At 63.4% G+C, this 25,973-nt stretch carries 20 protein-coding genes; 9 read left to right on the top strand and 11 right to left on the bottom strand.

Features of this window, described 5'->3' with window-relative positions; all coding sequences use genetic code 11:
* Positions 1–122: 122 nt before the first annotated feature.
* Both NTU39_RS19215 and NTU39_RS19220 read right to left on the bottom strand, forming a co-directional pair.
* Complete coding sequence (locus tag NTU39_RS19215; protein ID WP_150666029.1) at positions 123–779, bottom strand: flavodoxin family protein; 657 nt, start codon at positions 777–779, stop codon at positions 123–125.
* A 492-nt stretch (positions 780–1,271) separates the two neighbouring features.
* Positions 1,272–2,123 (bottom strand): IclR family transcriptional regulator, encoded by an 852-nt coding sequence (locus NTU39_RS19220; RefSeq protein WP_150666028.1) that lies wholly within the window; start codon positions 2,121–2,123, stop codon positions 1,272–1,274.
* Between the two features lie 254 nt (positions 2,124–2,377).
* Here NTU39_RS19220 and NTU39_RS19225 point away from each other — a divergent pair, with 254 nt between their 5' ends.
* From NTU39_RS19225 to NTU39_RS19265, 9 genes are all read left to right on the top strand, one after another.
* Complete coding sequence (locus NTU39_RS19225; RefSeq protein WP_150666027.1) at positions 2,378–3,826, top strand: NAD-dependent succinate-semialdehyde dehydrogenase; 1,449 nt, start codon at positions 2,378–2,380, stop codon at positions 3,824–3,826.
* Positions 3,827–3,981: 155 nt separating this feature from the next.
* Positions 3,982–5,274, top strand: coding sequence for an ABC transporter substrate-binding protein (locus NTU39_RS19230; protein ID WP_246184712.1), 1,293 nt, complete (start codon positions 3,982–3,984; stop codon positions 5,272–5,274).
* Between the two features lie 152 nt (positions 5,275–5,426).
* Complete coding sequence (locus NTU39_RS19235; protein WP_039396822.1) at positions 5,427–6,323, top strand: branched-chain amino acid ABC transporter permease; 897 nt, start codon at positions 5,427–5,429, stop codon at positions 6,321–6,323.
* Positions 6,320–7,336, top strand: a complete 1,017-nt coding sequence (locus tag NTU39_RS19240) for a branched-chain amino acid ABC transporter permease (protein ID WP_150666026.1) — start codon at positions 6,320–6,322, stop codon at positions 7,334–7,336. The genes NTU39_RS19235 and NTU39_RS19240 overlap by 4 nt, the downstream gene beginning before the upstream one ends.
* Before the next feature lie 10 nt (positions 7,337–7,346).
* The gene (locus NTU39_RS19245) at positions 7,347–8,111 is read left to right on the top strand and encodes an ABC transporter ATP-binding protein (RefSeq protein ID WP_150666025.1); all 765 of its coding nucleotides are present in this window, start codon (positions 7,347–7,349) and stop codon (positions 8,109–8,111) included.
* Complete coding sequence (locus NTU39_RS19250; RefSeq protein ID WP_150666024.1) at positions 8,104–8,745, top strand: branched-chain amino acid ABC transporter ATP-binding protein; 642 nt, start codon at positions 8,104–8,106, stop codon at positions 8,743–8,745. Before NTU39_RS19245 ends, NTU39_RS19250 begins: the two co-directional genes overlap by 8 nt.
* Before the next feature lie 38 nt (positions 8,746–8,783).
* Positions 8,784–9,944, top strand: a complete 1,161-nt coding sequence (locus NTU39_RS19255) for an iron-containing alcohol dehydrogenase (protein ID WP_150666023.1) — start codon at positions 8,784–8,786, stop codon at positions 9,942–9,944.
* Between the two features lie 60 nt (positions 9,945–10,004).
* Complete coding sequence (locus NTU39_RS19260; RefSeq protein ID WP_150666022.1) at positions 10,005–10,385, top strand: DUF1801 domain-containing protein; 381 nt, start codon at positions 10,005–10,007, stop codon at positions 10,383–10,385.
* Positions 10,386–10,935: 550 nt separating this feature from the next.
* The gene (locus NTU39_RS19265; protein ID WP_257958312.1) at positions 10,936–11,649 is read left to right on the top strand and encodes an autoinducer binding domain-containing protein; all 714 of its coding nucleotides are present in this window, start codon (positions 10,936–10,938) and stop codon (positions 11,647–11,649) included.
* Here NTU39_RS19265 and NTU39_RS19270 read toward each other — a convergent pair.
* From NTU39_RS19270 to NTU39_RS19310, 9 genes are all read right to left on the bottom strand, one after another.
* Positions 11,616–12,431 carry an acyl-homoserine-lactone synthase gene (locus tag NTU39_RS19270; protein WP_257958313.1) on the bottom strand — a complete coding sequence of 272 codons (816 nt, stop codon included), beginning with the start codon at positions 12,429–12,431 and terminating at the stop codon, positions 11,616–11,618. The two genes, NTU39_RS19265 and NTU39_RS19270, sit on opposite strands and share 34 nt — an antisense overlap.
* A gap of 212 nt (positions 12,432–12,643) precedes the next feature.
* Positions 12,644–14,017 carry a hypothetical protein gene (locus tag NTU39_RS19275; RefSeq protein WP_150666020.1) on the bottom strand — a complete coding sequence of 458 codons (1,374 nt, stop codon included), beginning with the start codon at positions 14,015–14,017 and terminating at the stop codon, positions 12,644–12,646.
* Between the two features lie 100 nt (positions 14,018–14,117).
* Positions 14,118–15,491, bottom strand: a complete 1,374-nt coding sequence (locus tag NTU39_RS19280; protein WP_150666019.1) for a hypothetical protein — start codon at positions 15,489–15,491, stop codon at positions 14,118–14,120.
* A 32-nt stretch (positions 15,492–15,523) separates the two neighbouring features.
* The gene (locus NTU39_RS19285; protein WP_257958314.1) at positions 15,524–16,903 is read right to left on the bottom strand and encodes a hypothetical protein; all 1,380 of its coding nucleotides are present in this window, start codon (positions 16,901–16,903) and stop codon (positions 15,524–15,526) included.
* A 216-nt stretch (positions 16,904–17,119) separates the two neighbouring features.
* Positions 17,120–18,805 (bottom strand): immunoglobulin-like domain-containing protein, encoded by a 1,686-nt coding sequence (locus NTU39_RS19290; RefSeq protein WP_257958315.1) that lies wholly within the window; start codon positions 18,803–18,805, stop codon positions 17,120–17,122.
* A gap of 23 nt (positions 18,806–18,828) precedes the next feature.
* Positions 18,829–19,425 (bottom strand): hypothetical protein, encoded by a 597-nt coding sequence (locus NTU39_RS19295; RefSeq protein WP_257958316.1) that lies wholly within the window; start codon positions 19,423–19,425, stop codon positions 18,829–18,831.
* Between the two features lie 18 nt (positions 19,426–19,443).
* Positions 19,444–20,109 carry a hypothetical protein gene (locus NTU39_RS19300; protein ID WP_257958317.1) on the bottom strand — a complete coding sequence of 222 codons (666 nt, stop codon included), beginning with the start codon at positions 20,107–20,109 and terminating at the stop codon, positions 19,444–19,446.
* 47 nt (positions 20,110–20,156) lie between these two features.
* Entirely contained in the window at positions 20,157–20,654 is a 498-nt protein-coding gene (locus NTU39_RS19305; RefSeq protein WP_150666013.1) for a hypothetical protein, read from the bottom strand.
* A gap of 78 nt (positions 20,655–20,732) precedes the next feature.
* Positions 20,733–25,712: an RCC1 domain-containing protein gene (locus NTU39_RS19310; RefSeq protein WP_257958318.1), complete on the bottom strand. Its 4,980-nt coding sequence runs from the start codon at positions 25,710–25,712 to the stop codon at positions 20,733–20,735.
* Positions 25,713–25,973 lie beyond the last annotated feature (261 nt).

Below are 25,973 nucleotides of genomic sequence, written 5' to 3' on the forward strand. Positions count from 1 at the left end.
CGTGCCGTTTGCTTTGCGACTGAATTTGTCGCGACCTTCTCTGCGGCTGCTTTTACGACGACCTTTGCCGCGCAACGCTTCGCTTCGCGCCGGACTCACCGACGCTTCACCTCCGCACGACTTTACAGCCGACGCTCTGCCGCTTCCAGTGCACGACGAGCCAGGACTGCCGGTGACTCCAGCACTTCTCCCGCAAGACGCGCGACGAGCGACGCCACGTTACGACCGTACTGCTTGCCAGCGATGACATCGGCCGGATCGAGCGCGTAGGCCGCGTCGACTTCTACGCCCGGCGCCGTGACCGCCGGGAAATCGCCAGCGAAGCGCGTGACCATCGATCCTGCCGAGCCGCGCATCTCGAAGTCGGCGTCGTCAGCTTGCGCGTCGGCCCACACCATGCCGTGCTGTGCGGCCAGCGCGGCAAAGTAATCGAGCGTGTTGCGCTTGTCCTCGCCGGAGCGGCAGCTGAACGAGAATCCGCCCGCGACCTTGTTGCGCCAGCTGCGCGCGCGCCACATGCCTGTGGTCGCGTCGGCGAAAGCCTTGAATGCGGCGGCAACGCCGCCCTGAAATGCCGGTGCACCGAAGATGATGGCGTCGGCCGCAGCCAGACGCGACAGCATGACTTCGTCGTGCCATTGATTGCCGATAAGCTGATGCGGCTCGATGCTGAACAGTTGGGCGTGTGCGCCCGCGTCATTCACACCCTGGGCGACCGAATGGGCAATCATGGCGGTTGCGCCGCCCTGCGAGTAATAGACGATTGCGATATTGGACATGGCGTAGTGCTTCCCTATTGGATGTCCGCCCCATGGCACCGCCGGGATCGCGCTTCCCTACGCTTCCTCTGGCTGTCTGGACATCAGTCAAGGCCAGATAATGCCAGTGATAACCCCTAGGGAATAGCCCGCATTCGTGGACATGACTGTTCCGCTAAAGATAACAATCGAACGAATGCAGGACGCTGTCACTTCGCGAGCGCGAAACTGACAGGAAAATGACGCGGCGCTGACGGTGCGCCGCCGTGGACGCCACCGACCGGAAAGCCCCGCGCAGCAAGGCGCGAGAGGTCGATGGGCCGAGTCGCCCCGCCAGGCTGAGCCGAATGCTCATGGCCCCACCGACGGCAGGGGCAATTATAGGAAGATTCGAGGCTGTCGACAGTGCAGGGTGCGCCAACAGACGGCAAACAGTTCCCGCAAACCGCGTGAGTTCGACTCAACGACGCACGAATATTCCGTGCGCGTTTTTTCTTCGTCGACGATGCGCGTTCAGCGTCGCGACAGTGCCCCGGCGGGTGCCCCAAGTCGCACAGACAACTGATCGGCCAGTTCACGCATCTGGCGACCGATGCGTTGTCCGGTCTGCGCATCGATCTCATTCGTGAGGAAACTCACCGCCAACCCGGCGACTGCACGCTCGCCGCTCGCGTCGAACACCGGCGCGCCGAAGCAGATCATGCCTTCGCGCATCTGCCCGTTGTCGATCGAATAACCGTCACGACGCACCTGCGCCATCTCCTCGGCCAATGCGGGATAGGTCCCGACGCTCGCACGCGTGAGCGGTGCAGGCCATGCACCCGCGAGCAGATCGCCCGCCTCGCCCGGCGGCAATGTCGATAGCATGGCTTTGCCGGTCGCCGTATAGGGCGCGGGCAAACGCATGCCGATGCGGAACGTCACGCCCAGCGGACGGTTACCGTTGTGGCACGCGAGATAGATCACTTCCGCGCCATCGAGTATGGAGAGCGTGACGGTTTCCTCCGAGAACGCGCGCGATGCCTCCCAGACCGCCCGGAACTCCTCGGTAATGTTGGTCTGCGAAAGGAACGCGTTCGCCCATCCCATCACATACGACCCCATCGTCATGCCGCCATTGGCATGACGCTTCACGAGACGCAGCTTGACCAGCGTGTCGCAAAGCCCGTGCAGCGTGCTCTTCGGCACGCCCGTCTCGCGCGCAAGATCGGCCAGCGCCACCGGTTCGGACGACGCCGCAATCACATCGAGGACATGCACAGCCCGCACCACGGCAGGCGCTGTGGTCTTGAGCGGCTCGTCGGATTGGGCGGCGGCATTCGCCGCAGAAGCGTTGGCAGGCAGATCGAGTTTGCGCTTTGGCATGAATCGGGGATCTCGGGAATCTCAGGAAACGGCGTCGATTTTGTCGGGATGGATCGGGTGACGAGCAACTCGCCGCCAGCATGGTACGGGCAAGTCATTCTCATTCCGGCCTAGGGAAAACCCCTTAGTTGCACCTAAAACGTTCAATACGTAGAATCACATTCAATACATAGAATACCGTTCAATAGATAGAACGGCAAGCAACAACCCGAGACACTGCCCATAGGAAACGCCGGTCCTCCCGGCCTACTGCCATGCAACTCAAAGACACCAATCTTTTCAAGACCCTTGCGTGGGTCGACGGTCAATGGATCTCGGCCGACAGCGGCAAGACGTTCGACGTGCTCGACCCGGCGACCGGCGAAGTGCTGGCCAAAGTGCCGGAGCTCGGTGCAGAGGAAACCATGCGCGCCGTGAGCGCTGCCGAGGCCGCCCAGAAGTCGTGGGCCGCCCGCACTGGCAAGGAGCGCGCCAATGTGCTGCGCCGCTGGTTCGATCTGATGATCGCGAACACCGACGACCTCGCGTACCTGATGACGCGCGAACAAGGCAAACCGCTGGCCGAAGCTCGCGGTGAGATCGCCTACGCGGCCAGCTTCATTGAATGGTTCGCGGAAGAGGCCAAGCGTGTAGACGGCGACGTGCTCGCCACGCCCGCCGCCGACAAGCGTCTGGTCACCATCAAGCAACCGGTCGGTGTGTGTGCCGCCATCACGCCGTGGAACTTCCCGGCCGCGATGATCACGCGCAAGGTCGCACCGGCACTGGCGGCGGGCTGCGCCATCGTGGTCAAGCCGTCCGAACTCACCCCGCTGTCTGCCTTCGCACTGGCCGAGCTGGCACATCGCGCGGGCATTCCCGGCGGCGTGTTCCAGGTCGTCACGGGCGACGCCCGCGCTGTGGGCGGCGTGCTGACGTCGCACCCGAGCGTGCGCAAGCTGTCGTTCACCGGCTCGACCGGTGTGGGCCGTCTGCTCATGGCGCAGTGCGCCCCCACGGTCAAGCGCCTGTCGCTGGAGCTGGGCGGCAACGCGCCGTTCATCGTGTTCGACGATGCCGACATCGACGCTGCAGTCGAAGGCGCGCTCGCCGCGAAGTACCGCAATGGCGGTCAGACGTGCGTCTGCGCGAACCGCTTCTACATTCAGGACGGTGTCTACGACACGTTCGCGGAAAAGTTCGCCAAGCGCGTCGCGGAAATGAAGGTCGGCAACGGTCTGGAAGACGGTGTGGTCATCGGTCCGCTGATCGAAGGCAAGGCTGTCGACAAGGTCGTCACGCTGGTCGAAGACGCGAAGTCGCGTGGCGGGCGCGTGCTCGTGGGCGGCGAAGCCCACGCACTGGGTGGCACCTACTACGCACCGACGGTGATCGCCGACGCCACGTCGCAAATGCGCATGGCCCGCGAAGAAATCTTCGGCCCGGTCGCCCCGCTCTTCCGCTTCACGCGCGATGCCGACGCCATCGCTCTCGCGAACGACACCGAATTCGGCCTCGCCGCCTATCTGTATACGCGCGACATCGCCCGTGCCTGGCGCACGTCCGAAGCGCTCGAATACGGCATGGTCGGCCTGAACACCGGCCTGATCTCCAACGAAGTCGCGCCGTTCGGCGGCATCAAGCAATCGGGCGTGGGCCGCGAAGGCTCGCGCTACGGCATCGAGGAATACCTCGAAATGAAGTACCTGTGCCTGCAAGTGTGAGGTAGGCGGCCTGCCAGGCAAGCCATCGGCAAACCCCTGGCAGGCCCGGGCACCGCACCGGGGCATCAGACTCCGCACGTTCATAAATCGACATACATCGACACTCATCGACACCCGTCGACATACACGTCGTAACACCACCAAAGGAAACCAGTATGAAGCGCGTTATCCAGCGCGGCATGAAGCCGCTCGCTCTCGCACTTGCGGCCGGCGCCGCGATCGCCTCGGTTGCCACCACGGCACACGCCGATGCCAAGCCGATCAAGATCGGCATCGTGACGTTCATGTCGGGCGCTGCCGCCGGTCCCTTCGGCGTGCCGGCCAAGAACGCCGCCGAAGTCACCGCTGCCGAGCTTAACGCTGGCAAGGTGCCTGCCCCGTATGCCACGAAGGGCTTCGGCGGCGCACCGATCGAACTCGTCTACATCGACGAAGCGGGCAGCACGAGCAAGCAGGTCAGCGAGTACCGCAACCTGTTGAACCAAGGCGTCGATTACGTCGTCGGCTACACCTCGTCGGGCAACTGCCTGGCGATTGCACCGGTGGCCGAAGAAATGAAGAAGGTCACGCTGTTCTTCGATTGCGGCACGCCGCGCGTGTTCGAAGACGCGAGCTTCAAGTACGTCTTCCGCCCGGTGGCCACCGCCACGATGGACAACGTGGGCGCTGCCCGCTACGTCGCAGAACGCAAGCCGGATCTGCAAACGTACGCCGGTATCAACCAGAACTACGCCTGGGGTCAGGACGCCTGGGCCGACTTCGAAGGCACGCTCAAGTCGCTCAAGCCGAACGCCAAGTCGGTCAGCTCGCAAATGCCGCAACTGGGCGCAGGTCAGTACAACGCTGGCATTTCCAGCCTGCTCGCCGCCCACCCGGACGTGCTGCATTCGAGCTTCTGGGGCGGCGACCTCGAAGGTCTCGTCGTGCAGGCCGGTCCGCGCGACCTGTTCAAGAAGTCGCTCACGGTGCTCACCGCCGGTGAAACGGCCACGCACGGTAAGACGCGTCTGCCGGACGGCGTGATCATCGGCGCACGCGGCATGTACGGCATGTTCGCGCCGGACAACGCGCTGAATCGCTGGCTGCGCACCGCCTACAGCGCCAAGTTCAACGACACGCCGAGCTACCCGTCGTACAAGATGAACCAGAGCATCCTCGCGCTCAAGGCCGCTTACGAGAAGGCACAAGCCGCGAACGGCGGCAAGCAGCCCACGCCCGAGCAGGTCATCGCGTCGTTCGAACACCTCGCCTTCGAAGCACCGGCTGGCAAGATCGGCCTGACGCTGGGCAAGGGCCACCAGGCCGCGCAAGGCACCGCGTTCGGCATCGTGAAGAACGTGAACGGCAAGGTCACCGTGACCGACGTGAAGCAGTACGCGATCGCCGAAGTCACGCCGCCGGAAGGCGTGAAGTCGGCCGACTGGATCAAGGGCGGCCTGAAGCACTAAGCCATCCCCCGGCAGATCCTGTCGCGTAACACTTAAGCATCAAGTTCGGGAGGACGGGCAAGTCTTCGTCCCCCTCGCAATAAAGCGGTACCCGCAAGGCCGGTGTCGTGGCGCTGACTGCGTCCGGCCTTGCGTTCCAAGGAGAATGCGAGATGTCGCAGATCTACGCCGTCCTGGTGGACGGGGTGATGTACGCCGCGTGGCTGTTCCTGGTTGCTCTGGGACTGACCCTCGTCTACGGCGTGCTCAAAATCTTGAACATGGCGCACGGCAGCCTGTACGCGCTGGGCGCGTATGCTGGCGTGACGTTGATCGGCCCGTGGGTTGCCCAGGGCGGCAATCTCTACGTGAGCTATCTGTTGCTCGTGCTGGCGGCCATCGTCGCGGGCGGAGCCATCGGCTTCATCATGGAGCGCGGCATTCTGAAGCGCTTCTACGGGCAGGACCCCGTGGTGCTTCTGCTCGTCACTTATGCGCTCTTCCTCATCATGGAAGACGCTATCAAACTCGTCTGGGGCGTCGATCCGTACTCGGTCTCGGAACCGTACAGCTTCCTCGGTAACTTCGACCTCGGCGATCTCTCGTACCCGAACTACAACTTCCTGATCGTGGGTGTGGCGCTCGTCGCGGGCATCGGCCTCACAGCGTTCCTGAAGTTCACCCGCAGCGGCCGCTTGCTGCGCGCGGTGATTCACGACCGTGAAGTCAGTCAGGCGATGGGCATTCGCGTGAGCCGTTATTTCGTGGTGACGTTCATGGCAGGCGCGGTGCTCGCCGCCATCGGTGGCGCACTCACCGCACCGACCGTGTCGGTCGCGCCCGGCATGGGCGTGGAGATCGTGGTGCTTACGTTCGCCGTCGTCGTGATCGGCGGGCTGGGTTCGCTGCCCGGCGCGGCGTTCGGTGCGTTGCTCGTGGGTCTGGTGCGCGCGAGTGCCGTGCATTACTGGCCGCAAGGCGAGCTGTTCTCCATCTACATCGTCATGGCGCTGGTGCTGGCTGTGCGTCCGAAAGGCATCTTCGCTCCGCTGGAGGCTCGCAAGATATGAGTTCCGCAATCTGTTCCCAACTGCGCGCGCCCGGCACGTGGCTCGCGGTGGTCGGTTTCGTCGTCATCGGCGCAGCAGGTCTCGCCCTGCCCCAATGGCAATTTCTGGTGTCGGTGGCGTTATCGAAGGGCATCGTCGCACTGGGTCTGGCGCTGTTGCTGCGCACGGGGCTCGCGTCGTTCGGTCAGGCGTTGTTCTTCGCGGTCGGCGCGTATTGCGTGGGCCTCGGCATGAACTACTACGGTCTGACGGAGCTGTTCGCGCTGCTCGCCGTGTCGATGGTCGTGTCGGCCGTGCTGGCCTTCGTGCTCGGCTTTTTGCTGGCACGCTATCGCGACATCTTCTTCGCGATGCTCACGCTGGCGTTGTCGATGATCTGCTACGGCCTGCTGCTCAATAACGTCGAACTCGGCGGCAGCGACGGCTTCAACGTGAACGCACCCACCCTCGGCAGCAGTGCCGAGCCGTGGCAACTCACGGGCACGAACCTGTTCGCGGTGGGCTTCATCGCTGCCATCGTTTGCGTGATGGCCGTGGCGGTGTACATGCGCTCCACGCAGGGACGCCTCGGTCCCGCGATCAAGGACAACGAGATCCGCGTGGAGTATCTGGGCACTTCCGCCCGTCGCAACATTCACCTGACGTACGTGATCGCAGGCGCGCTCGCCGGTCTCGGGGGTGCGTTGCAAGCGTTCAACATCGGCCACATCGATCCGGACATGGCGTTCTGGACGACCTCGGGCGAATTCGTCTTCATCGCCGTGCTCTCGGGCACCCGCTTCGCCTTCTCGCCGTTCATCGGCGCGTTGCTGCTCGAAGTGGCGCGGGCGATGGCGTATCGCTACGCACCGAACACGTGGCAAATCGTGATGGGCGCGATCATGCTCGCGATCATCGCCTTCCTGCCGGGCGGTCTCACGAGTCTGGGTCTGGGGCGTCGCAAGGCGGCAGTTGCACATCCCGTCACGCAGACGGCGACCGCGAAAGTCAACGCTTCGGCCGACGCAGCATAAGAGGCACGAGATGGCATCGACACACATCATTGAGGCTACGGGCCTGCACAAGACCTTCGGGAGCGTGACGCCCGCGAAGGACATCACCGTCAACATCGACGCACAGAGCGTGGTCGGTCTGATCGGCACGAACGGCGCAGGCAAGACGACGTTCGTGAACATGCTCACGGGCTACATCAAGCCGGATCGCGGCGAGATCATGTTCCGTGGCAAGCGCATCACGGGCCTGGCACCGCGCAAGATCACGCGTCTGGGCATTGCGCGTTCGTTCCAGATTCCGCAGTTGTTCGGCTCGCAAACAGCGCGCGAGAACATCGAGATTGCCTTGGCGATTTCGGGTTTGTCGGCGGAACTGGCAAACGAGAGTCTGGCGCGTCTGGGCGTGCTGGAGTTTGCCGACATGATCTCGGGCACCTTGCCTGAAGGCGTGCGCAAACTACTCGACATCGCGCTGGCGATGGTCTGCAAACCGGAAGTTCTTCTCCTCGACGAACCGACTTCAGGCGTTGCAGCGGAAGAGAAATTCGACGTGATGAATCGCGTGCTGGATGCCGCGCGTGCACTGGGCATCACGGTGCTGTTCGTGGAACACGATATGGAAATCGTGCGCCGCTACAGCGACCGCGTGCTGGCGTTCTGCGACGGCCGCATTCTGGCGGACGGGACACCCGACGTGGTGCTGGCCGACCCGCAGGTGCGCGAGTTGATCATTGGCGAGACGGTGGCAGCAACGCCAGCGTCGGGAAATATGGCTGGCGAGGTAGCCCATGCTTGAAGTCGGAAATCTGAATGTGCGCTTCGGCGCGACGGACATTCTTCGGGGCGTGCAGTTCTCGGTGCCCAAGGGCGCCATCGTCGGGCTGATCGGACGCAACGGCGCGGGCAAGACGACGACGTTGCGCGCCATCATGGGCCTCGTGAAGGCGAACGGCGGCACGTTGACGTTCGATGGTGTGGATCTGGTCAAAGCGCCGTCGCACGAACGTACTTCGCTGGGTATCGGCTATGCGCCGGAAGATCGTCGTCTGATCCCTGACATGACGGTGGAAGAAAACCTTTGCGTGCCTGCGTGGGCACTCAAGGCGAAGGATGTACAGGCACGTCTGGACAAGGTGTATCGCATCATTCCGGAGGCCCGCGAGTGGGCCCCGCGCCGCGCCTTGCAATTGTCGGGTGGCCAGCAGAAACTGGTGGCCGTCGGCCGCGCGCTGATGACGAGTTCGCGACTGCTGATGCTCGACGAACCGTTCGAAGGCGTGGCCCCGGCCCTGTCGAAGCGCATTGCCGAAGTGATCGGCCAGATGCGCGGCGAAGGCCTCGCCGTCATTCTCTCGGGTGCGGATTTGCAGCACGCCGGTGCGGTGCTCGACAACGTCTACCGGATCGATCGCGGCCAGATGGTCGCGTAAGTCTTATCAAGTCTTCATAGGAAAATAGGAAAGCGATCATGAACGCATTTCGTTTCCAGACGGTCCCCACCGTCGTCGTGGAATTCGGCGCAGCGCGCCGCCTGGGCGCTCTCCTGCGCGAGCAGTTTCCGTCGGCCAAACGCCTGTGCGTGGTCACGGACGGCTTTTTGCATAAGAGCGGTCTGCTCGCCCCGGCGCTGGCCGATCTGACGAAGCACGACTGGCAAGTGTCGGTCATCGACGACGTGATCGCCGATCCGCCCGAACACGTGGTGCTCGAAGCCGCCGAGCGTGCTCGCGCGGCAGACGCCGAAATCGTGCTGGGGCTGGGCGGTGGTTCGTCGATGGACGTGGCCAAGCTGCTCGCAGTGCTGCTGCCGGGCAAGCAATCGCTCAAGGACATGTACGGTGTGAAGAAGGTGACGGGCACGCGCCTGCCGCTGGTCCAAATGCCGACGACCGCAGGCACCGGTTCGGAAGTCACGGCCGTGTCGATCGTGACGACCGGCGAGACAACGAAGATGGGTGTCGTCGCACCGCAACTCTTTGCCGATCTCGCGATCCTCGACGCAGAACTCACGCTCGGCCTGCCGCGCGCGGCGACCGCCGCCACGGGTATCGACGCGATGGTGCATGCGATCGAAGCCTATACGTCGGCACACCTGAAAAATCCGATCTCGGACATGCTCGCCGTGAAGGCCCTGGAATTGCTCTCGCGCAATCTCCTACCCGCCTGCAACGATGGCGCAAACCGCGAAGCACGCGAAGCCATGCTCGTCGGCGCGATGTTCGCCGGGCAGTCGTTCGCCAATTCGCCGGTGGCCGCCGTCCACGCGCTCGCCTACCCGATCGGTGGCATCTTTCACGTCGCCCACGGTCTGTCGAACGCGCTGGTGCTCTCGCACGTCATGCGCTTCAATGCAACCGCAGCCAGCAAGCTTTACGCAGAACTTGCAGACGTGATCCTTCCCGTCAAGGCAACCGGCAGCGATGAAGCGAAAACCGATGCGCTGATCCGGCACATCGAGTCGATGATCGTCGACACCGCCATTCCGCGCACGCTGCGCGAAGTGGGCGTCAAGCAGGATGACATCGCACGTATGGCCAGCGACGCAATGCTTCAGACGCGCCTTCTCGTCAACAACCCCCGCGAAGTCTCCGAAGCCGACGCCTTCGCGATCTACTCGGCAGCGTTCTGATCTCGTTAGAATGAGGCCTTTTTCTACGCGCGGTTTCTTTCCCTATTGGAGACGCTCGACATGAAGAAGGCCTTTCCCTCACCCGACGAAGCCTCAGCACTTATCGACGCCCGTATCACTGAGCTCGCAGACTGGCGTGGCGATATGCTCGCCCGCCTGCGCGCCATCGTGACGCGCGCAGCCCCCGATATCGTCGAGGAATGGAAGTGGCGCGTGCCCGTCTGGTCCTGTGACGGGATCCTATGCACCGGGGAAACCTATAAGGCGGCCGTCAAACTGACCTTCCCGAAAGGCGCTTCGCTCCCCGACCCCACGGGTCTATTCAACGCCAGCCTCGAAGGCAATACCCGCCGCGCCATCGATTTCCGTGAAGGCGTCGACATTGACGAGAAAGCGCTAGCCCATCTTATTCGCGAAGCCATCAAGGCGAATCGCGGCTAATGCGCGGCACGCGAAATCAGCAACCTTTTAATTAATGATTGCGCGCTTCAGAAGCGTCGATTAGAATTCCTGACAACGATTCTCAAAAAAACAAAAAGCCAAAAACATCAATAAAAAAGGCGCGAAAAACAGGATCCGTTTCAGACAAAATCTTCGATCTTAGACGATAAAAAACAACAAAAAAATATCTTGAAATTCGAGAAGTCTCGTTTTTCAATATTTTCGATGCATTCATTGAAATACCGTTAACTCGTTGATATTCTTCAGCGCATCGGTGTACGGAACCAAGTTCATACATGTGGCCAGAGCCACCCGACACCGGTACGTAGTGCTTTCGATTTATTGCATTTGCCACGGCGTGCGAAACGATTGCCAACGTAAGCGACACCATCTTATTCGCAGTGTTCAATTAAAAACTCCGACGCATCAGCATGACCCAGGGGCCGACATGGCGTAATTCGCCATGGTGGCGTCGTGCGCGCTTTCGGAATCGGTGTCTCTAAAATAAGCAGTTAAGCGCACAAGCATCCGACTTCCCCCTGGAGACATCATGTCTGCCTTGATGCATTTGCTCGAAGCAATGGATAAGGACTGCAACGGCATTACAGATGCGCAAATCTTGTTTCAGCGCATCGACGAGTTCTCCAAACGAATCGGCTTCGATTACACGTGTTACGGCTTTCGCAGCCATCGCAGCGCAACGCAGTCGGAGTTGCATATCTTCGACACGTATCCGCCGGGTTGGATGGACTATTACGCAAAGCATAATTTCATCGAAGTCGACCCGACCGTCGTCGTGGGTCAGCACAGCGACCGTCTGTTGATCTGGCGCGATCCGACGCTACCGTCGGCGAACGCCTTCTGGGAAGCCGCCTCGCGATTCGGACTCAATCATGGTGTCGCGCGATCGAGCTGGGGGCCGCACGGCGAATTCGGGCTGCTGAATTTCGGACGCACGCAGCCCCCACTCAATGCCGCTGAGATCGCTTCGTTGCGTGTCGGGATGGGGGCGATAGCGAACTATACGCACGAGGCCATGAGTCGCCTTCTACGGCCGAAGCGCCCCCCTTTCGACATCGATTCTCTCTCGATGCGCGAACGTGAAGTGCTACTGTGGACCGCAGAGGGGAAGACGGCCGACGAGATCGGCGAAATCCTCGGCATTTCCACTCGAACGGTCAATTTTCACATCCGCAACTGTCTCGACAAAACGGGATGCCGTAACAAGGTTCAAAGTGCCATTCGGCTTGTCATGTGGCGTTGACGCGGATCGGGTATCGATGCCGGGGTACTCACCGGCATCCCCGACATCTCCGGCATCCCCGGCGGCAGTGTCATATCGGCGGCAGGTGTTGCCGCGCACGTCAGGCCCAGCGCCGTAAGTGCGATCGGATCGACATCGATGCGGTAGGCCGCCACCCAGCGACCGTCGATGCGATGGCATTTCCCCAGCCGATGCGTCGGCACACCCAATCGCACGAACAGCCGCGCGAGACTGACATACGTCACGCCGACGAGGCGTTTGGCGCCTAGCGCCAGGGCTGCGAACATTGCGGCACGCAACAGTTCGCGCGCCCCCTGAATTGCACTGTGCGACTGCGCAACCGGTAGCGACAGCGCAAAACGCGACAGCTCCCACACCGAGGCGCAAGCCGTGTCGTCCGGCGAGAAATGTTCGCTGCCCCCATCACTGCCGCAGGTGACCCCATTTGCGCCTCGCTTGATGCTTGCGGGAACTCCGAGCGACAGAGCCGCCGGTAGGTCGTCGACGAGATATTGGAAATGGTCTTTCAATAGGAAACGCCGGGTCGCGGGCAACAGACGGGCACAGCCGACGATCTCCTCGCCCGGGCCGCGCAACGTGACATACACGGTTTCCTCGTGATCGTATTCGTCGGCCTCTTCGCCACGCGAAGCGGCATCCGCAGCCCGCTGATCCGGCACGCGCCAACCGAGCCGCTCCACAAATACCCGGTGCCTGAAGCGCGCCAATTCGGCTCGCATGGCCGGCATCATCTGGGCACCTGTGATCACATCCACTCGCATCGAATCTCTCCAATAAAAAATAATAGGAGAGCTCAGCGTATCGACCGGACCGATGAGCGAAAACTGTCAAGGTTGACAGTCGTCCGTTGAAAAATTTGGGAGATTGGCTTTCAGAAAGTGAGCATTTCACGGTACGTCGTCGCCCCGTATCCACGCGGACGGACGCGCGTCGGCACGGGCGCGTCGTTCCCGTTGCTTCGCCGCCCTGCGACTCAGTTGCCGACGGCCGTCGTGCTCATCGCTCCCGTTTGTTCTGACGGTACGTATCGGAAAACCGACCCCGGTGCCATCGGCAGGCGCATGGCAACGACCGGCATGAAGTGCCCCGTCCTCCCCATGTAGTCCTGCTGAATGGACTGCGCGTTTGTACGCAGTGTGTCGAACTGATAGAAGAAGGCCTGCAGGGGCAGGTCGTTGGGAATGTTCAGCGGCCACGAGGCAAGAATGATTTCGTTGTGCGTGCCGCGGATCGATTGCCTGGCGGTGACCAACGCCTGAAATCCTGCGACGCTCGCAGGCATGGCCCCCGGAAGCGAGCACCGCCCCGGCGTGCCCGCAGTCCCGGCATCGCGCGCATAGGCGCATCGCCATTGCGGCGTGTATGTCGACGGATATCGCAGCTCGTGCAGCAGCATCCCCGCATCGGCGTACAGCGCGTTCGTCATATTCATGTCCCGGCGTGCATACGACCAGGACAGCGCACCGTCTCTTGCGCCTGCCGCACTCGGATTCCACGCCCGGGCCCCGGCACTGTATCCCGTCACTCGAAACAACACGCCGGAGCACTGATAACCCGGCGTATTGCCCGGACACACCATGCGGGTGTCGGCATATCGCGCTTCCAGATCCTTCACGACGGTAAAGCCCCACATCAGTTGGTCCCGTTCATCGAAGCCGAACGCAGTGCCCTCGCCGCCTGCGAGCGACGCACGCAGAATCGGCACCCATTGCCCGGTCGCGGCGAAGTAATCGTTCTGATACCGCAGCGCCTGCATGAGCTGGCCGCCCGCGCTGACGTCGAAATAAATCGCCTCCACGTCGAGCGTGGCCGGTGTATTGACGTTCCACAGACTCACGCCTACCGCGTTCGGGCTGCGCGCGCACGCCGCGCATGTGGGCAATGTCTGGCCATACGGCGGGCAACCGCACATGAGCGAATACGGCTTCTCGTTGCCTGCTGCGGTCGGTCGGTCTGCCAGCACGAAGCCCACCGAGGCGGGCGGGCGCGCCGCTGGCGTATCCCGACGCACATACGTCAGTTCGGCATACCCCGCCGCCGTCTCCGCAGGACTTTGACGCCAGAACGTATTACCCACCCCGTTCGGTGGCGCCACGCGAAGTAGCAGCCCGGAGCACTCGTAGGTCGGACTCTCCCCAAAGCATCGGGGCACCGTTTTCGCGTATCGCGCGTTGATGAGCCGGGCAGTGTCGGCACCGCTCATTTGTGCCGCTTCGGCGGCATCGATTGCGGCTGTGTCGCTGAGTGTGCCGATATCGTCGGGCGCCAGCGCATGAGCTGCCCCCACGGCGAGCCATAGCGTCAGTACGTAACCGACCCTCGTCAGCCATCGGAATAAGCGCGTCATGAGGAACCTCCATTCAAAAGCCCTGGGAAGAAACAGCGCGACCCGGTCCACCAGGGGCGCGGCCACGCCGCCAGGTGGGCAAATCCCTCGATCCTGCGACTCAGTTGCCGACGGCCGTCGTGCTCATCGCTCCCGTTTGTTCTGCCGGTACGTATCTGAAAACCGACCCCGGTGCCATCGGCAGGCGCATGGCAACGACCGGCATGAAGTGTCCGGTTCTCCCCATGTAGTCTTGCTGAATGGACTGCGCGTTTCTGCGCGTTGCATCTACCTGATAGAAGAAGGCCTGCAAGGGCAGATCGTTGGGAATGTCCAGCGGCCACGCGGCAAGAATAATTTCGTTGTGCGCGGGGCCAGCCGATTGCCGGGAGCTCACGAACGCCTGAAATCCTGCGACGCTCGCAGGCATGGCACCCGGACGCGTGCACCGTCCCGGCGTACCCGAAGTCCCGGCGTTGTACGTGTAGGCGCATCTCCATTGTGGCGTGTATGTCGACGGATATCGCAGTTCGTGCAGCAGCATTCCCGCATCGGTGCCCGCCGCATTCGTCATCCTCATGTCCCGGCGGGCGTACGACCAGGACAGCGCACCGTCTCTGGCGCCTTGCGGACTCGGATTCCATGCCCGGGCCCCGGCACTGTATCCCGTCACCCGAATCACCACACCGGAGCAGTAATAGCCCGGCGTGTTACCCGGACACACCATGCGAGTATCGGCATACCGCGCTTCCAGATCCCTCACGACGGTAAAGCCCCACATCAGTTGGTCCCGTTCATCGAAGCCGAATGCGGTGCCGTCGCCACCAGCGAGCGACGCACGCAGAATCGGAACCCATTGCCCGGTCGCGGCGAAGTAATCGTTCTGATACCGCAGCGCCTGCATGAGCTGACCGCCCGCGCTCACGTCGTAGTAAATCGCCTCCACGTCCAGCGTGGCCGGTGTGTTGACGTTCCACAGACTCACGCCTACCGCGTTCGGGCTGCGCGCGCACGCCGCGCACGTCGGCAATGCCTGGCCGTATGGCGGGCAACCGCACATGAGCGAATACGGCTTCTCGTTGCCTGCCGCGCTCGGCCGGTCGGCCAGCACGAAGCCCACCGAGGCGGGCGGGCGCGCCGCTGGCATGTCCCGACGCACATACGTCATTTCGGCATACCCGGCCGCCGTCTCCGCAGGGCTCTGACGCCAGAACGTATTGCCCACCCCGTTCGGCGGTGCCACGCGCAGTAGCAGTCCGGAGCACTCGTAGGTCGGACTCTCCCCAAAGCATCGGGGCACCGTTTTCGCGTATCGCGCGTTGATGAGCCGGGCGGTGTCGGCACCGCTCATTTGTGCCGCTTCGGCGGCATCGATTGCGGCTGTGTCGCTGAGGGTGCCGATATCGTCGGGTGCCAGCGCATGCGCCACGCCCACGGCAAACCATAACGTCAGCACGTAGCCGCCCCATATCAGCCATCGGAATAAGCGTGTCATGAGGAACCTCCCTGCGAAAGTCCTGTGAGGACTCAGTTTCCGATAGCCGTCGTGCTCATCGACCCCGTTTGTTCCGCTGGAACAAATCGGAAGATCGCTCCCGGCGCCATCGTCAGACGCACGGAAAGGACCGGCATGAAGTGCCCGGTCGTCCCCATGTAGTCCTGCTGAATGGACTGTGCGCCGCCGCGAGATGTGTCAACCGTATAGAAGATGCCCTGCAAGGGCAGATCGTCGGGAATGTTCTGCGGCCATGCGGCAAGAATGATTTCGTTGTGCTGGTCGCGGATCGTTCTCCGGGCGGTCACCAACGACTGGAATCCGGCAGCGCCCGCAGGCAACGCGCCCGGACGCGAGCACCGCCCCGGGTTGCCCGCCGTACTCCCGTTCACCGCGTAAGCGCACCGCCATTGCGGCGTGTAGGCCGACGGATATTGCAATTCGTGCAGCAGGAGCCCCGGCCCGGTGCCCGCCGTGACCGTCATGTTCATGTCCCTGCGTACGTACGACCAGGACACAGCACCGTCTCTGACAGCCGCCGGACTCGGATTCCATGACCTGAATGTGGGACCGTATCCCGTCACGCGTATCAACACGCCGGAGCACTGGTAGCCCGGCGTGTTGCCCGGACACACCATGCGAGTATCGGCATACCGCGCTTCCAGATCCCTCACGACGGTAAAGCCCCACATCAGTTGGTCCCGTTCATCGAAGCCGAAGGCGGTGCCGTCACCGCCAGTAAGCGACGCGCGCAGAATCGGCACCCATTGCCCGGTCGCGGCGAAGTAATCGTTCTGGTACCGCAGCGCCTGCATGAGCTGACCGCCCGCGCTCACGTCGTAGTAGATCGCCTCCACGTCGAGCGTGGCCGGTGTATTGACGTTCCACAGACTCACGCCCACGGCGTTCGGGCTGCGCGCGCACGCCGCGCATGTGGGCAATGTCTGGCCGTATGGCGGGCAACCGCACATGAGCGAATACGGCTTCTCGTTGCCTGCTGCGGTCGGTCGGTCTGCCAGCACGAAGCCCACCGAGGCAGGCGGGCGCGCAGCCGGTGTGTCCCGACGCACATACGTCAGTTCGGCATACCCCGCCGCCGTCTCGGCAGGACTCTGACGCCAGAACGTATTGCCCACCCCGTTCGGTGGGGCCACGCGCAGCAGCAGCCCGGAGCACTCGTAGGTCGGACTCTCCGCAAAGCATCGGGGCACCGCTTTCGCGTATCGCGCGTTGATGAGCCGTGCGGTGTCGGCACCGCTCATTTGCGCCGCGTCGGCGGCATCGATTGCGGCGGTGTCGTTGAGTGTGCCGAAATCGATATCGTCGGGCGCCAGCGCATGCGCCGCCCCCACGAAAAGCCATAGTGTCAGCACGTAGCCAACGCTCGTAAGCCATCGGAATAGGCGCGTCATGAGGAACCTCCATACGAAAGCCCTGCGTGGGGACGGCGCGAATTCGGCGTGAATTCTGCGCGTGAACCGGTCCACCCGGCGCGCGCGAACGCACGCCGGGGTCATGGCCGCTCCACCGGGCGGTCCAATCCTTCGGGAATATCAGACAGGAATCGAAGCGACGTCAGGCAAGCGTCACAAGGGTACGATTGCGCGTCGCATGGGTAACGCCGGACGTCACGGGGGCGTGATGCCCACCACCTGAAGCCGATCGGTCAGGCGGCGGCCGCTCACATTTCTCTCCTCCGATCCGCCGCTCAGGTCGTAGGTCACCGCAGTCGCCGCGTCCAGCGGCGTACTCGTCCAAAAGTGGTAACTGAGCCACCCCATATGACGACCCACTGGCCCGCTGCTGGGGAAATAAGTTCGCCAGAACGCCTGCATTTCGTCCACGCTCGGCAACACCAGCCTTGCAGTCGTACATGCGATGCGTGCGCCCGCCTGGGTCTGATTGCCGCTGACGAAAAACATCTGGCGTGCGCCGCGCACCGTCAGGGTGAAGCTGCGCGACTGTCCGAGGCCGTCTGTCGCGGTAATCCTCACCGTCCCGTTGCCGGTTGCCGTCACGCGCCCATTGGCATCGATCTGCGCCACTGTAGTGTCGTCCGAGCGATAGGTGTACGGCGCCGTGCCGAATCTCGCCTCGCGCGTGAGCATGGCGAAATTGGGGGGCGCAAGCGGAGGCCGCTCGCCGATGATGTAGCCGTGTACGGCCAGATCGATCGTCGCGGGCGCATCGAAGGGCGCGCCCACATACAACAGATAGGCCGCCGAGCGCACGGGCATGGCCGTGCCGCGCACTACGGCGTATGAGATCGTCGCCGAACGATCGACGTTCTGGTCGACGTGAATGCGCGGGACTTCGAAGAGGATGTCATCCTGCGGTGTCGCACCCACCGTGCTGCGGGCCACGAACGGGGCCGGTGCGCCACTGGCGTTGGTCCAGGAGAGTTCCACCACGTCGCCCGTTGCAATGCCCGGATAAGGCCTGACCCGCACCTGCACCGTAGGGGTATTGAGCGTGACAGGATCGATCGTCTGGGACTGGGCTTGTGGCACGTCGACGGCAGGCAGCGCGCCGACCGGTTCCAGCACCCGTATCCTCGAATCGTTCGAGTGGATGAGCGTGCCGTTCGCCAGCATGACCTGCGTTTTCACCACGACTTCGCGGCCGGAGATGCTGGCAAGTACCTCGCGAGGAATGGTGAATCGCACCGGCTGGTTGACGTCGGTGGGCAGTTCGATGCGTTTCGCGTCTTCCCACCTGGCGTTGTCGATGTTGATGAACACGACATCGAAGCGCGCCATTCCCGCGTACGGCCTGATCGTCGCCGATGCGCCTTGTGCGGGCACGCTCTCCAGATTCAACACCCCGCCCACAACGCCATCGATGACCGGCGGATCGACGAGCCCCGGCTCCGGCGCAGGCTCACCGATCTGGAGGGTGAGCGCGCGGGACGTGTCCGTCACCCCGTTACGATGTGTCACGGTATAGGTCGCGCTGACCGTCCCGCCCTCGCCCGCAAGGATGACAGTGCCCGGCACGGAGAAACGCTGCACTCGCGTCACGGCAGACGCGCTCACCCGTAACGCATCTGAAAAGTTTGCGGCTGCCGAGCGTCCTCGCCAATTCAGGGTGACGAGGTCGTCCAACGCCTTGCCCGTATACACGGGAATTTCCACTGTGGCCGGGTCCGTCGCAGGGTCGAGATTGTTACCGGTCGCTTCGGTAACTCTCGGCGCTTCAAGGACTGCCGCAGCGGCTGCCAACACCGATACGTCGTCGCGATCCATGATCGTGCTCCACTCAAGAATGATGGCCGGGAAAGTGCCTCGCGTCGCGCCCGGTCGTCGTGCCGCCATGCACGTCGCCCGGGCCGCATCGGCTAGCTCGCCCAGCGCGTTCGGTCGGCCCTCGCCTCGCGGCGTGCGCGACGTCGTGCGGCGTCACTATCGCCATCGTCGGCATTCCCTCCCCCAGCAACCCATCGTGAGCGCCGCTCGCCGAGACCCTCCTTCCCCAGCGCCTCAACGTGCACGCCGAGCGTGTCCGACACCCGTTGCGCGCCACCTGCGGCCGGGCGCACGATGTAGTCCACCGTGATATCACGCCCCGCGAGTGCCTTGAGCTTCGGCCACGGCACCCATAGCGTGATGTCCTCGCCGATCCAGTTCTCGGTCACGTCGAAATCGGTCGAGACGACGCCCGCGTCCCCGCCGCTCACACGCAGGGACACACTGTCGCCCTCGCTCATACCGCTATAAGGCGCAATCGTGAACGCCGCACCACGCATGCCGACCGTGCGCAAGACCAGCTTGCCGTCCTCCACGTCGACGCCCGTGGGCGCGAGCAGCGGTTCGGTAGCGGATGTGGACGGCTGTGCCACAACTGCGGCATCTGCGGCGGGTGCAATGCCCGAGATCTCCGCGACCGGCACCGTGTCGGTCGCCTCGGTGTTGCTGTTGGTGTTGCTCTCATCCATGATGACTCTCCTTGACGATCAGGACGCCACGACGACGCCCGCACGCACCACCTCATAGGCCACCGGCACCTTCCGATTCTTGAACGGCACGATGGCCTCTGGCGGCACCGAGAACGTCACCGCTCGCACTGCACGGACCTTGATCTTGTCCGTGTAGAACGATTCGCCCGGCGTGCCGATCAGCAGACGAATCTCATCGTTAATCGCCATGCCCGAGTAGATCGGAATGCGCACCGAGATGCCGTAGTCGAGATATTCGACGTCCAGCTGGTCTCCCGTCGCCTCCACCACTACCGGCGCAATGAGCTTGGTCACTGCCCGAACCCCGATGAACAGCGGCAATGACGCAGACGTCAAATCGTCTCCATCGAACGGCGACACCACATAGTCGACGCTGATCGTCTTGTTCAGTGCTGCGGTCATCGTCGCCTTTGGCACCGTAATGACGAGGTCTGTACCGACCTTGGTATCCGAGACGTCGTACTCCCCGACCTGCGTCCTGACGCCATCGACCGTGAAGAACAACTGGACGTAGTCGCCGTCGGCCATCGCCGGATAGCTCTTGACTGTGAAGGTCGCGCCACGCGCCGACAAGTCCGGCGGGTTGACCGCCCCATTCTTTGCTTCGTTGCTAACCGGCGCCGCAAGGGTTGCCGCAGCAGCGACCAGAGTGCCTTCTGCCATGATTACCTCCTACTACTTTCGAATGTCAGCGAATGACGCGATCGGGCCTAGCTCTGCCACCGCGTGCGATTTCGGAAGTCCTTCCGTTCGCCGCGCACGCGCGGTTCGTCGTCTTCATCGGCACTGCGACGTCGACGCCCGGCCCCACCAACCGGGAACGCTTCGACGTTCAACGTGACCGCCGTCGAAGCTTCGCCGACGCCGCTGCCGACTCGCTGCAAGACATAGTCCACCGTCACGTTACGGGCGGCCAATGTCTTGAGTCTGGGCCACGGCACCCACATCTCCAGGTCCTTTCCGACCCAATTCGATGTCACATCGAAGTCGATGGCGCCCGCCCCCGAAGCGCCACCGTCGAAACGCAGCGACACGTAATCGCCCTCGCGCATGCCGGGGTACGCGGCAACCGAAAAGCAGGCGCCGCGCATGCCCAGTTCGCCTAGCGGAAGGGTGCCGTTCACTGCGTCGTTGCACATCGGCGGGGGCAGCGGCGCACCGCCTGCACCCGCGCCTGCCGGGTCAACACTGCTCTTGCCATCGTCCATGATCGATCTCCCGAAACGTTTCCTGTTAGCGTCAGCGGGTCCACACGGCTCGCATGGACCGCGCCAGCGCAGCGTGGGTCATACCGTAGCCAACATCGCAGCCTTTCCTTGCGGGGTCGCCAATGACACCCCCCCCGCAGTCGCCTGATAGAAGAAGTTCGTATCGAGATTCGCGCGGATCGCAGCCGGAATGGTTGCCCCGCCGTTCGCTACGCCCCAGGTCACGACGCCCCCCGTTGCTCTGACCGCACAAAATGCTTCCGTGGTGGAATAGAGCGCGACGATGTCCGTCAACTGACCGGCGACCGGCACGGCGTTACCGCCTTGCGACTGATTCCCCCAGGCAACCACCGTGCCGCTACGCGTGAGCGCAGCGAAGGCGCCCGCTGTGCCGACGACGTGGACGATGTCGCGACGGCGCGCGATCGCATCCGGCACGGTCGCACCACGGGCGCCGTCGCCCCAGCAAACGACAGCACCGTTGCTGAGCCGGGCCGCGAACGCGCCCCATGTCGCCGTCACCTCTTCGACATTGGTCAGACTGGTTATGGAGTTGTCAGGCGTGCCGCCGTACGCGCCCAGGCCGAACGCGAGGACCCCGCCCGCTCGGGTGCGCACCGCAAAGGCGCGCGCCGTGGCGCTGGCCAGTTCCACAATGTCGAACCGACCGGCGATCTGCCTGCCATCGTCGACGCCCGCGCCCCATGCCACGACCGAGCCGTTCGCGCGCAAGGCGCAGAACGCCGTGAAATTGCCGCGTATGTCGATGATGTCGTTCAGACCGGTGATCGCCTGACTGGGGTTACCGCCGTTGGCTTGCTCGCCCCAGGCGACGACCGTGCGACGGCTGGTCAGGGCACAGAACGCGTTGCCTGCGACAGCCACCGACCTGACGTCTCTCAGATTGGCTGCGGCCGTCGAGAGCGATGCCCCTGATGCGCCGGTGCCCCATGCGCTCAGGTAACCCTGCCCGCGCACGACGACGAATGCCCGGCTGTTGCCGTGAATACGCACAGCATCGTTGACACTCGCGAAGAGGGCGCTCGCCCCGCCTTCGGCGCTATTGCCCCAACCGGCGATCTGTCCACCCGCGCGACGGATGGCGAACGCACTGCGTGTTGCCGAAATCTCCACGATGTCATCCAGCGTGAGATAGGTCGTCGGACGAACCACGCCGCCGTGTGCGTCGGCCCCCCAGGCATCGATGTTCCTGCGAGCGAAGATCGCGCTCATTGCCGCTACACCATTCGCCGTCACGCTGTCGGAGCCGTTGCCGAAGAGATTCACCGGATTGATCGTGACCTGGTTGGTGCTTGAGCGCACGCGCAGCGGCATCCACGGGCGTGTGTCCTTGAACGAAACGGCAGACGTCCAGGCTTGCTCGTCCGAATACCGCCATTCGGCCAACATGTCGTTGCGCGTCGTGCGATCGAGGGCGCGCAGGTACTGCGGCATTGCCGACGCCCGGTAGGACGTACCGTTGTTACGCGCGCCGACCACGCGCAGATCGCCGACGCCCAGCTCACGCCGCACGTCGTACACGTTCGGTCCGGAATTCTCGACGAGGGTGCCACGCGTCACCGAATAGCTCAGTGTCATGGGCGCGCCGCCATTGTTCGCGTCGATCACGCTCTTCGGCACGACAATGTCGATATGCGAACCTTCCTGCGACGCCAGCACCACGTGCGTGAACGTCCCGGAACCCGCGCCAGCGGCCCCGACCACCCGCAATTCGATCCGATCGTTGGCCCGGAATAACCCTGTCGCCGCGAGCCGCACGGTGGCGCCCGTGGCTGGCACGGCGGTCGGGTCCAGGACCTGCCCGACGGCCTGCAGGATGATCGGCAAGGGCAGCGCCGAACGGCGGACGACGAAATCCAGCCGCGCACTCGTCGCGATGACCGCATTCAGACGCACCACTTCGTACCAGACGGAGACATTGCCCCCCGTGCCCGCCTGAACCTTGTCCGCGCCGATGGTGAACGCAATGGGATTCTGCGTGCTGCCGACGGTCGCAGTCCGCTCGTCGCTACCCGCCGCAATCGAGTTTTCCCAATGCAGGCGGATGGTGTCGCCCTGACGCATGACGTTGCTGAAGTCGACCAGCACCTGCGCGCCCTGAGGCACTTCACGCGGATCCAGCACGCCATTCTGTACGGACGGCACGCGCGGAGCGCCGATCTGAAGCGACTGACGACGCACCGTCAGCGTCAGGGGATCTGACACGCGGCGGGGTGGCCGAATGCCGTCGACGCTGTATTGCAGCGTGACGTCTCGTCCTTCGAACGGTGTGATGTTCGCCATCGGGATCGGCCGCGTGATCGGCCGCCCGACCATGGCAGCCGACACGTCGATCTCCCACTCCAACCCGCCGCTGCCCGGCCCGCCACCCCACGTCATGACGATGAAGTCGCCACTGGCCATGCCGGGGTAGGCCGGAATCGTCGCGGTCGCACCGGTGGTGAGCTTCGAGGGGTCGAGCACGGTGCCGTCGGCTTCCGGCACCGACGGTGCGGGCAGCGCCGGCTGTTCGTTCATGCCGATGCGCAACTGGAGCACCTCGGAACGGAATCGCACCACCCCGCCGCGCTGCACTTCGTACCAGACCGGTACGGTGCGATTGATCCACGGCGCGACCGTGGCGGCACTGAGCAGGAAGTGATAATCGCGGACGGTGCTCACCGTAATGCTGTCGGTGTAGAACCCGACGTCACCCGGATTGCCCCAATGCATGATGAGGCGATCGCTGCGCATCATATCGGCGTAGCGCAGCACGATGGTTTCCGCACCAAGGGCGGCCAGTGCAGGATCGAGGAAGTCGCCGACTGCGTCCACAACGCGCGGTGCCGGCCACCGACGCTCGGTGCGCACGACTACCGTAAAGTCCTCGGAATCCTGGCGGGTACCGTCAAGGCGATTGACGGTGTAGTTCACGACGACCGAGCTGTCCTGGAAGAAGTCCACCCGGCTCCTGTCCACGCGCATCGTGATATCCATATTCTCGATGTTCGTCGTGATGTCGATCATGCGAATCTGCTCGCCGCCGCCGGTGCCCTCCCCCCATCGCACGGTCACACGGTCGCCGTTGCGCATGCCGGGATACGGTTTGATGCGTACCGTGACGAAACTGCCCGTCAGCGCTTCGGGGTCCAGTACGCCCATCGGTGCCTCGTCGACCAGCGGCGGGGGCAACCCCGGCTGCGGGGCAGCCAGTACGGTGAAACGATTGATGACCGAATCCTGCGTCGTGGCCTGACCGGCGCGCGTCACGCGGTAATGCGCGTCGACCGAGGCGAGCCCGGCGGAATTCGCATCGACGACCGAACGGGGAACCGTCACCGTGACAGCCCGGCTGGGGTCGGTGACGACGACGCGCCCGCGCGTAGTACCCGCGGTGGTCGGACCGTCCCAGAACCACTCGATCACGTCGCCCGCGCTCATCAACGTGTAGGGCAACACGGTCAACTCGACACCTTGCGTCGGGTTCGTCGGCGGCGTCAGTTGTCCATTGGTCACGCCCGCCACTTCGGGGCGTGGCAGCAAATTCGCGCCGACCACGTTGAGCGTGAGGACATCCGACACGCGCGTGAGTCTGTCGCCCGAAGCCGGCGTCACCGTGTAGAACACGTCCACCGTGCCGCCCAACAGGGTATCGACATAGAGCGGCGGCACCAGAAAGTCCACGCGATTCTGAATATCGGCCGCCGTCAGCGTCCTGCACGACGTGTACACCATCGGCGTGCCGTTCGCACGGGTGCCTTCCCAACGCAATGACACGAGATCCCCTTCGCTCATTCCCACGTAGGGGTCGATCTCCACGTTGGCACCGTTGGGGGTGTTGATGGGATCGAGTTGGCGGTTGGCGGTTGCCTCGCGAACGCGCGGCGCTGCCAGCCCGCCCCGCTCACCGAGTACGCGCAAGTACAGCCGCCGCGAACGCCCCTTCTCCGTCGTTCCGCTACGCACGAAGTAATAGACCGACGCGGTACCCGGCGTGATGGTGCGCACCACGGCATTCGGCAGCTTGGTCGTGATGAGCGCACCGGCTGTGGTGACGCGCGCCGTCATTTCGTGGCGAACCGTAATGCCGTCGCCGGAGAGTCCTTCGAAGACCACGAGCACGGTGTCGCCGATAGCCATCGGCGGACTCAGATACATCACCACGACATCCGCGTCGCGGCCACTTAGCGCGGCATAGTCAAGGTCGCCGCTGGGCGCCTGAAGGATGTACGGCACGGCAAGCGTCGCGCCGCTCGCTTCGACGTTGACGAACGCCGGCGGCGAGTTAAACGACCATTCGCTCACCACGTCGTCGATGTCGTACGTGACCATCAGATTCTCGCTATCCCCGCCAGCAAGGATCGTGTTCTTGTCGATAACTACCGTGACCGGTTTGCCGACTTCCGCCTGCGTGAGCGGCGGGTGACGCACCGACTCGATGCCCCAGCGAATGCGCAGCCGATCGCCTACGGCCATGTTCAGCCAGGGGGGCACCGTGACAGGCACGCCGGTTTCCGCTTCCGGCACGCCGATGATGCCCGGCGGAATGGTCGGCGCGGCGAGGTTCTCGTTGGTGTAAGGCGTATCGACCGGGTTCGGATCGCGACCGCCCGGCACCGTCATCTTCACGCGCACCAGCGCATCCGGGGAGCGCTGCACGTCGCCAGTGAAGGCAGACGTCAGCGTGAACCAGACCGGAATCAGGCCGTCGCCGATACGTTGAATCAACGTCACGTCGATCTCGAGCGTGATGGGCAGGTTCCTGTCTTCCGGCGTCATCGTGTGCACGGCCGCAGCGAACTGGTCAGTACCCCAGAACACCCTGAAGACGTCGCCGAGCTCGAAAAGCACATTCGGCGCAATGGTCACGAGGAGCTTTGCGTCGGGTTGCTGAACATCGCGAAAGCCGACGCCGCCGTATGCCAGGACCACCGGCACGATAATCGATTGAAGGTCGGTATTAATCGAAATGAGATCGCGCTGCACAGGCGCAAAGACAAGCGCGTCGCTTGTCGATGTCTCGGGTTGCAGCGCGAAAAGAACGTCGGTCGTCGGCATGGTTCGTCTCCGCAGGAATTCGATGAGCCGTCGAATGCCCGGGCGCGACGATAGCGCACCCGGCACTCCGGAGCTCCATCAAGCCACGCTTGATTTGTGTGCGCCAACTGTCAAGGTTGACAGTTACCCGGCAGCAGACTGCGGATTAACAATGGTCACCCGCCAACGGTGTGCGCCCGGCGGATCTGCTCGCGAGTCGCGAGCATGGAGGCATGGCCCCGACAGCCAGCAAGCAACGCGCACGCGCCGACTTCCACTGGT

Origin of the sequence: Pandoraea commovens (assembly GCF_024704525.1) — a bacterium.
Classification (GTDB): Bacteria; Pseudomonadota; Gammaproteobacteria; order Burkholderiales; family Burkholderiaceae; genus Pandoraea; species Pandoraea commovens.

What these genes read in the sequence shown, in the direction of transcription:
- NTU39_RS19215 (WP_150666029.1), bottom strand. Translation starts at nt 779, where the DNA reads ATGTCCAATATCGCAATCGTCTATTACTCGCAGGGCGGCGCAACCGCC.
- NTU39_RS19220 (WP_150666028.1), bottom strand. Translation starts at nt 2,123, where the DNA reads ATGCCAAAGCGCAAACTCGATCTGCCTGCCAACGCTTCTGCGGCGAAT.
- NTU39_RS19225 (WP_150666027.1), top strand. Translation starts at nt 2,378, where the DNA reads ATGCAACTCAAAGACACCAATCTTTTCAAGACCCTTGCGTGGGTCGAC.
- NTU39_RS19230 (WP_246184712.1), top strand. Translation starts at nt 3,982, where the DNA reads ATGAAGCGCGTTATCCAGCGCGGCATGAAGCCGCTCGCTCTCGCACTT.
- NTU39_RS19235 (WP_039396822.1), top strand. Translation starts at nt 5,427, where the DNA reads ATGTCGCAGATCTACGCCGTCCTGGTGGACGGGGTGATGTACGCCGCG.
- NTU39_RS19240 (WP_150666026.1), top strand. Translation starts at nt 6,320, where the DNA reads ATGAGTTCCGCAATCTGTTCCCAACTGCGCGCGCCCGGCACGTGGCTC.
- NTU39_RS19245 (WP_150666025.1), top strand. Translation starts at nt 7,347, where the DNA reads ATGGCATCGACACACATCATTGAGGCTACGGGCCTGCACAAGACCTTC.
- NTU39_RS19250 (WP_150666024.1), top strand. Translation starts at nt 8,104, where the DNA reads ATGCTTGAAGTCGGAAATCTGAATGTGCGCTTCGGCGCGACGGACATT.
- NTU39_RS19255 (WP_150666023.1), top strand. Translation starts at nt 8,784, where the DNA reads ATGAACGCATTTCGTTTCCAGACGGTCCCCACCGTCGTCGTGGAATTC.
- NTU39_RS19260 (WP_150666022.1), top strand. Translation starts at nt 10,005, where the DNA reads ATGAAGAAGGCCTTTCCCTCACCCGACGAAGCCTCAGCACTTATCGAC.
- NTU39_RS19265 (WP_257958312.1), top strand. Translation starts at nt 10,936, where the DNA reads ATGTCTGCCTTGATGCATTTGCTCGAAGCAATGGATAAGGACTGCAAC.
- NTU39_RS19270 (WP_257958313.1), bottom strand. Translation starts at nt 12,431, where the DNA reads ATGCGAGTGGATGTGATCACAGGTGCCCAGATGATGCCGGCCATGCGA.
- NTU39_RS19275 (WP_150666020.1), bottom strand. Translation starts at nt 14,017, where the DNA reads ATGACGCGCTTATTCCGATGGCTGACGAGGGTCGGTTACGTACTGACG.
- NTU39_RS19280 (WP_150666019.1), bottom strand. Translation starts at nt 15,491, where the DNA reads ATGACACGCTTATTCCGATGGCTGATATGGGGCGGCTACGTGCTGACG.
- NTU39_RS19285 (WP_257958314.1), bottom strand. Translation starts at nt 16,903, where the DNA reads ATGACGCGCCTATTCCGATGGCTTACGAGCGTTGGCTACGTGCTGACA.
- NTU39_RS19290 (WP_257958315.1), bottom strand. Translation starts at nt 18,805, where the DNA reads ATGGCGGCACGACGACCGGGCGCGACGCGAGGCACTTTCCCGGCCATC.
- NTU39_RS19295 (WP_257958316.1), bottom strand. Translation starts at nt 19,425, where the DNA reads ATGGATGAGAGCAACACCAACAGCAACACCGAGGCGACCGACACGGTG.
- NTU39_RS19300 (WP_257958317.1), bottom strand. Translation starts at nt 20,109, where the DNA reads ATGGCAGAAGGCACTCTGGTCGCTGCTGCGGCAACCCTTGCGGCGCCG.
- NTU39_RS19305 (WP_150666013.1), bottom strand. Translation starts at nt 20,654, where the DNA reads ATGGACGATGGCAAGAGCAGTGTTGACCCGGCAGGCGCGGGTGCAGGC.
- NTU39_RS19310 (WP_257958318.1), bottom strand. Translation starts at nt 25,712, where the DNA reads ATGCCGACGACCGACGTTCTTTTCGCGCTGCAACCCGAGACATCGACA.